At 67.7% G+C, this 6,455-nt stretch carries 5 protein-coding genes; 1 reads left to right on the forward strand and 4 read right to left on the reverse strand.

The features are described 5' to 3' along the window. Positions 1-103: 103 nt before the first annotated feature. The 4 genes from ACFQ7F_RS44955 to ACFQ7F_RS44970 all read right to left on the reverse strand — a co-directional run bounded on the left by ACFQ7F_RS44955 (position 104) and on the right by ACFQ7F_RS44970 (position 5,162). On the reverse strand, positions 104-1,489 hold the full coding sequence (locus ACFQ7F_RS44955) for an AI-2E family transporter (RefSeq protein WP_383285278.1): 1,386 nt from the start codon (positions 1,487-1,489) through the stop codon (positions 104-106). A 125-nt stretch (positions 1,490-1,614) separates the two neighbouring features. Then, on the reverse strand, positions 1,615-2,355 hold the full coding sequence (locus ACFQ7F_RS44960; protein WP_383285281.1) for a lytic transglycosylase domain-containing protein: 741 nt from the start codon (positions 2,353-2,355) through the stop codon (positions 1,615-1,617). 392 nt (positions 2,356-2,747) lie between these two features. Further along, on the reverse strand, positions 2,748-4,070 hold the full coding sequence (locus tag ACFQ7F_RS44965; protein WP_383285284.1) for a PhoH family protein: 1,323 nt from the start codon (positions 4,068-4,070) through the stop codon (positions 2,748-2,750). A gap of 330 nt (positions 4,071-4,400) precedes the next feature. Continuing rightward, positions 4,401-5,162 carry an isoprenyl transferase gene (locus ACFQ7F_RS44970; protein ID WP_383285290.1) on the reverse strand — a complete coding sequence of 254 codons (762 nt, stop codon included), beginning with the start codon at positions 5,160-5,162 and terminating at the stop codon, positions 4,401-4,403. Between the two features lie 131 nt (positions 5,163-5,293). On the opposite strand from ACFQ7F_RS44970, the gene mgrA reads away from it, so the two are divergent. Next, entirely contained in the window at positions 5,294-6,331 is a 1,038-nt protein-coding gene (gene mgrA / locus ACFQ7F_RS44975) for an L-glyceraldehyde 3-phosphate reductase (protein WP_383285287.1), read from the forward strand. Positions 6,332-6,455 lie beyond the last annotated feature (124 nt).

Raw genomic sequence — 6,455 nt, forward strand, 5'->3', positions numbered from 1 at the left:
CCCAGCAGTTGCCGGGAGGGGCCGTTCCTCTTGCGTACCGTCTGTCACCGGCTTCGCCGAGTTCGTCCTCAAACGCCGGACGGGCTGAAAGAGGTCCGCCGGACTACGGGCCCGACGACGGGGAAGCCGGCTCCACCGGGGCAACATCCACCGCCGTCGCCCCGCGAGGCTGCGGTGACTGCTTCAGGGCCGCCTCACGGGAGTACGCCCGCAGATAGCCCACCACCGTGTTCGTCACGGCGACGAGCGGCACGGCCACCACCGCACCGCCGATCCCGGCGACGAGCCCGCCCGCCGCCACGGACAGCACGACGGCCAGGGGATGCACCCGCACGGCACGGCCGAGGATGAACGGCTGGAGGATGTGGCCCTCGATCTGCTGCACGGCGAGGACCACGACCAGGGTCATCAGACCGGTGAAGACGCCCTGCGTCACCAGGCCGACCACCACGGCGAGCGCGCCCGAAACCACCGCACCCACCAGCGGGATGAACGCGAACAGGAAGATGAAGACGGCCAGCGGTACCGCCATCGGCACCCCGAGGAAGTAGATCCCGAGGCCGATGAAGATCGCGTCGATCAGAGCCACTATCACCGTGCCGCGCACATAGGCGGTCAGCGTGCGCCAGGCACGCGGCCCCGCCCCCGCGATGCCGGGCCGCGCGGGCGCCGGGACCAGCTTCAGGACCCACTGCCAGATCCGCTTCCCGTCGTACAGCAGGAAGAGCGTCGAGAACATCGCGAGCAGGATGCCGGTCATGGCCTCCACGATCACGGTGACCCCTTCGAGCCCCGCCGACGTCAGCGTCTCCGTGTTCGCCCCGACCGCTTCGCGCAGGCTCTTGGCGATGTCGTTGATCTGGTCCTCGGTCACGTGGAACGGGCTGGTGAGCAGCCAGTTGCGCAGATCGTCGATGCCGTCCTGGACCTGGCTGGACAGCGTGTCCACGTTGTCCATGACCTGCCAGACGACGAACCAGCCGACCAGACCCATGATGACGAAGCCCAGAACGGCCGTGACGACCGTCGCGAGCCCCCGCGGCAGTCCCATCCGCTTGAGCCTGACCACCGTCGGCTGGAGCATCGCGGTGATGAGCAGCGCCGCGACGAAGGCGAAGACGACGAGCTGCACGGCGCTGATGACCTTCATCAACACCCAGAGCGTGCCCGCGAGTACGAGAAGACGCCAGCCGGCCTCGGCCGCCACCCGCATCCCCCACGGCACCGCCGAGACGGGGTCGGGCGGTGCCGCTACGGCCGGCGCGTACGCGGGCGGGGCGGGCACGACCTGCTCATCCGGCTCCGCGGCGGTGTCCGCACGGTCCGCCGCGTCCCCCTCGGCGGCGGCAGCGCCGTCGGCGGCCGACCGCCGCGACGTCCTGGCACTGTCCTCCGGGTCGGAATAGGGCTCATCGTGCTGCCCCATCCGCTCGCCCATCTGAGACAGTCCGGCACCGAGCCGGCCGATCCACTCTGGCACTCGCGACATGATCCGTCCTCTTCCCCCGTCTTTCCCCACCACTCCCCCCTGGAAGTTGTCGGACTGACCGTACACGGCAAAGACCCCCCACCGAAGGACGGTGAGGGGCCTTAGAAGGTTGAGCGAAAAGCAGCTCAGTACCAGTTGTTCGCCTGCCAGAAGTCCCAGGCTCCGCACGGGCTTCCGTAGCGGTCGTTCATGTAGCCGAGACCCCACTTGATCTGCGTGGCGGGGTTCGTCTGCCAGTCGGCTCCGGCCGAGGACATCTTGGATCCTGGCAGCGCCTGGACGAGACCGTAGGCGCCCGAAGAGGCGTTGCTGGCCTGGTAGTTCCAGGTGGACTCGTGGTTGACGATGTTGCTGAAGCACTGGAACTGGTCACCGGGGACCATCTGCCGTGCCATCGCCTGAACCTGCGAGACGGAGTACGAGGACTGCTTGGCGAAGTCGCCGGCGTCACGCGTGGAGGAACGGCTGGCCTTGACCTCGGCCTTCTCCTCGCGCTCCTTCTTGGCTGCCGCCTTCTCGGCGGCCTCCTGCTTCTCAGCGGCCTTCTGCTTCGCGATCGCCGACTCGGCAGCTTGCTTGCGCGCTGCTTCTGCCGCCGACTTCTTCGCCGCCGTGTCGGCAGCCATGGCCTGTGCGTCGGCCTGCTGCGTCAGGGACGCGGTCTGTACCTGGGCCTGCTGACCCGCGGGGATGTCTGCGAGGAGTGTCGCGTCGCTCGCTGTCGCCTCGAAGTCGTTGTCATTCGAGGCGCCCGGGGTGCTGCCCGAGGCGACACCAACAACAGCGCCGACGGTGGTGACCGCGGTGGCGGATGCCACGGCGAATCCCCGGACCGAAATCCGGCTCACACGGTTTCCTTCCAGCATCGCCCGCATAGGTGACCTCGCGGACGCAATCGTGCCCCTGGACGCTGGCCTCCGCTTGGTTCTCGGTCACGGGAGGCACGGGCCCGGTGGGCAACTCCCGTGATGGGAGTGCCGCGTGGTGCTTCGGGCGGCATGCGACGGCCACTATGAAGTTCTGGTGTTTCCGGGTTGCAGTACCGCTGGGGGTACATGTGTGTCGCATGCGGGGCCTGACAGGACCCAGACTCTGCCCCAGCCGGAGGCCGCAAGGCAATTCTCCGTGCCGTGTGAAAGCTCACACCTTGTTTGCCCCAGGAGTTTTTCGGAAAAGGGCGGACGCCATGACGCCGCCCGGCTAGGCTCCTTCGCTTCGCCGGGCGGCGCCAACTACCGTGCAACCAGGGTGTACTGGTTCAGATCTGACCATCCTCCAGCATTTCGGTCACGAGCGCCGCGATCTGTGAACGCTCGGATCGGGTGAGCGTGACGTGGGCGAAGAGCGGGTGGCCCTTCAGCTTCTCGACGACGGCAACTACACCGTCGTACCGCCCCACTCGAAGGTTGTCGCGCTGGGCGACGTCATGGGTGAGGACGACTCGGGAGTTCGCCCCGATCCTGGACAGAACGGTCAAAAGAACGTTTCGCTCCAGGGATTGGGCCTCGTCGACGATCACGAACGCGTCGTGCAACGAGCGCCCGCGGATATGGGTGAGCGGAAGCACTTCGAGCATGCCGCGCGCCGTCACCTCCTCGATGACCGCCTTGCCCGCCACCGAGCCGAGCGTGTCGAAGACCGCCTGCGCCCACGGACCCATCTTCTCGGCCTCGGTGCCGGGCAGATAGCCGAGCTCCTGCCCGCCCACCGCGTACAGCGGCCTGAAGACCATCACCTTCTGGTGCTGTCGGCGCTCCAGGACGGCTTCAAGCCCCGCGCAGAGCGCGAGAGCCGACTTGCCGGTGCCCGCGCGCCCGCCCATCGACACGATGCCGATGTCCGGATCGAGCAGCAGATCCAGCGCGATGCGCTGCTCCGCACTCCTCCCCTTGAGGCCGAATGCCTCACGATCACCGCGTACGAGACGGACGTTGCCGTCGGCCGTGACCCGGCCGAGCGCCTTGCCCTTCTCGGACTGGATGGTGAGGCCCGTATGGACGGGCAGGTCTGCCGCCTCCGGCACATACAGGGTGTCTTCCTCGAAGAGGAGGTCCACCTGTTCGCCCGAGAGGGTCAGTTCGGACATTCCGGTCCAGCCGGAGTCCGTGATGGCGAGCTCGGCCCGATACTCCTCTGCGAGGAGGCCGACCGAGGACGCCTTGATCCTCAGAGGCAGATCCTTCGACACGACGGTGACGTCGTATCCCTCTGCCTGGAGGTTGCGCGCGACGGCGAGAATCCGTGAGTCGTTGTCCCCCAACCGGTAGCCGGCCGGAAGCACGCCGGGATCGGAGTGGTTGAGCTCGACGCGCAGCGTGCCGCCCAGATCGCCGATCGGGATCGGCGCGTCCAGGCGACCATGCCGGACCCGGCAGTCGTCAAGCAGGCGCAGGGCCTGCCGGGCGAAGTAGCCGAGCTCCGGATGGTGCCGCTTCGCCTCGAGCTCCGTGACCACGACGACGGGCAGCACGACTTCGTGCTCGTCGAAGCGGTACATGGAATTCGGGTCAGCGAGCAGAACGCTGGTGTCGAGAACATAGGTGCGCCTGTCGGGCATGCGGCGCTTTGTGCTGGTCACCACGGAAGGACGTACCCCCTCGGATGAGGTCGGGGAGCGACGGGAAGGATGCCGGGAGAAGTCCGGACCGGTCTCGTGCCGCAGTGCGCGGGCCGAGCTCCGGCCCTCCACTTCGCCCGTACTCACCGCACGGTCGTCCTGGTGCAAAGGGCCTCCCGGGCGGACGGCCCCATGCCGCCCGCTGAGATACGACATCCGTGAATCGGATGTCGACCTGGAAGGCTTATTCCCTCGAACACGTGCAGCCATGCCAGGGCATATGACGGCGCGTCCGTGAACTCTGGGTTACTCACGCCTCACCGACATGAGCACTTCCTGGACACCTCGTGGGTGTCAGCCGCCGTAGCGCCGGTGCCTGGCCGCGTAATCACGCAGCGCACGCAGGAAATCGACCTTGCGGAAGGCCGGCCAGAAAACTTCACAGAAGTAGTACTCGGAGTGGGCCGACTGCCAGAGCATGAAGCCTGACAGGCGCTGCTCTCCACTCGTTCGGATCACCAGGTCGGGGTCCGGCTGGCCGCGTGTGTAGAGGTGCTTGGAGATCAGATCGACGTCGACGGTCTCGGCGACGTCCTCCAGGCTCGTGCCCTTGTCCGCGTGGTCGAGGATCAGCGAGCGGACCGCGTCGGCGATCTCCTGCCGGCCGCCGTACCCGACGGCCACGTTGACCAGTATCCCGGCGTTGCCGTGGGTGGACTGCTCGGCCTCCTTCAGGACGGCCTGGGTGCGGTCGGGCAGCAGGTCCTTCGTGCCCACGTGGTGCACGCGCCAGCGGCCGTCGGCGGCGAGGCCGCGGACCGTGTCCTCGATGATGCCGAGGAGCGGGATCAGCTCCTGCTCCGGGCGGTCGAGGTTGTCGGTGGAAAGCATCCAGAGAGTGACGACCTCGACGTCCGTCTCGGCGCACCAGCCGAGGAACTCCTCGATCTTGTACGCACCCGCCTGGTGCCCCTGTTCGGTGGTCCCGCCGGACGCCTTGGCCCAGCGCCTGTTGCCGTCGAGGATGACCCCGATGTGCTTGGGCACCTGGTCGTGGTCGAGGCGGCCTTCCACCCGGCGTGCGTAAAGTCCGTACACCAGGTCGCGCAGGTTCACTTCTGTCAGCCCCTCCATGCAGATGGCAGTCCCCGAAGGCGAAAGCCTACCGCTGTGCGGGCCTGTCTCTGCTCTCGGGTGAGCGGGCCTCCGCTCTCGCGATGATCCGGAGCTGCAGTAGCTTCGTACCCATGAACGACACGTCTCTGTACCAAGCGGCAGCGGACCGTTACGACGCCATGGAGTACCGGCGCACGGGCCGCAGCGGCCTGAAGCTCCCCGCCGTCTCCCTCGGCCTGTGGCACAACTTCGGTGACGACAAGTCCCTGGCGAGCCAGCGCGAGATCCTGCGCCGCGCCTTCGACCTGGGCGTCACCCACTTCGACCTGGCGAACAACTACGGGCCCCCGGCCGGTTCGGCCGAGCTCAACTTCGGCAAGCTGTTCGCGCAGGATTTCGCCCCGTACCGCGATGAATTGGTCCTCTCGACCAAGGCGGGGTACCTCATGCACCCCGGTCCGTACGGCGAGTGGGGTTCGCGCAAGTACCTGCTGTCGTCCCTGGACGCCTCGCTGAAGCGGATGGGCGTCGACTACGTCGACATCTTCTACTCGCACCGCTTCGACCCCAACACCCCGCTGGAGGAGACGATGGGCGCGCTCGCGTCCGCCGTCCAGCAGGGAAAGGCGCTGTACGTGGGCGTCTCCTCGTACACCAGCGAGCAGACCGCCGAAGCGGCGCGGCTGCTGCGGGAGATGGGCGTTCCCGCCCTCATCCACCAGCCCTCGTACTCGATGATCAACCGCTGGACCGAGGACGACGGCCTGCTCGACACCCTCGAGGGCGCGGGCATGGGCTGCATCTCCTTCGTGCCGCTGGCACAGGGCCTGCTCACGAACAAGTACCTCAAGGGCATCCCGGAGGGCTCGCGCGCCACGCAGGGCAAGTCGCTCGACCCCGACCTCCTCAGCGATGAGGTCGTGCGCCGCCTGAACGGCCTGAACGACATCGCGGCCCGCCGCGACCAGTCGCTCGCGCAACTGGCGCTCAACTGGGTCCTGCGCGACGAGCGGATGACCTCCGCGCTCATCGGCGCCTCCAGCGTGAAGCAGCTGGAGGAGAACGTGGCGGCCCTTGCCGGACCGAAGCTCACGCCCGAGGAGCTCACCGAGATCGACGCGTACGCGGTCTCCACGCCCGGCACCAATATCTGGGCCGGGCGGGGCTGACGCCGGACGGCTGACGGTTGCTCCCCTGTAGACGGTCGCGTCCCCTATATAGGGGACGCGACGGGGGAGGCGACAAGGGACGCGCCTAGTGGGTGCGCGGGCGCTTTAACCAGGCGCCCCCCGC

This window comes from Streptomyces sp. NPDC056486, assembly GCF_042795295.1.
Lineage (GTDB): Bacteria > Actinomycetota > Actinomycetes > Streptomycetales > Streptomycetaceae > Streptomyces.

Excerpts from the sequence above, each read along its gene's own strand:
- ACFQ7F_RS44955 (WP_383285278.1), bottom strand. The coding sequence starts at position 1,489 with ATGTCGCGAGTGCCAGAGTGGATCGGCCGGCTCGGTGCCGGACTGTCT.
- ACFQ7F_RS44960 (WP_383285281.1), bottom strand. The coding sequence starts at position 2,355 with ATGCTGGAAGGAAACCGTGTGAGCCGGATTTCGGTCCGGGGATTCGCC.
- mgrA (WP_383285287.1), top strand. The coding sequence starts at position 5,294 with ATGAACGACACGTCTCTGTACCAAGCGGCAGCGGACCGTTACGACGCC.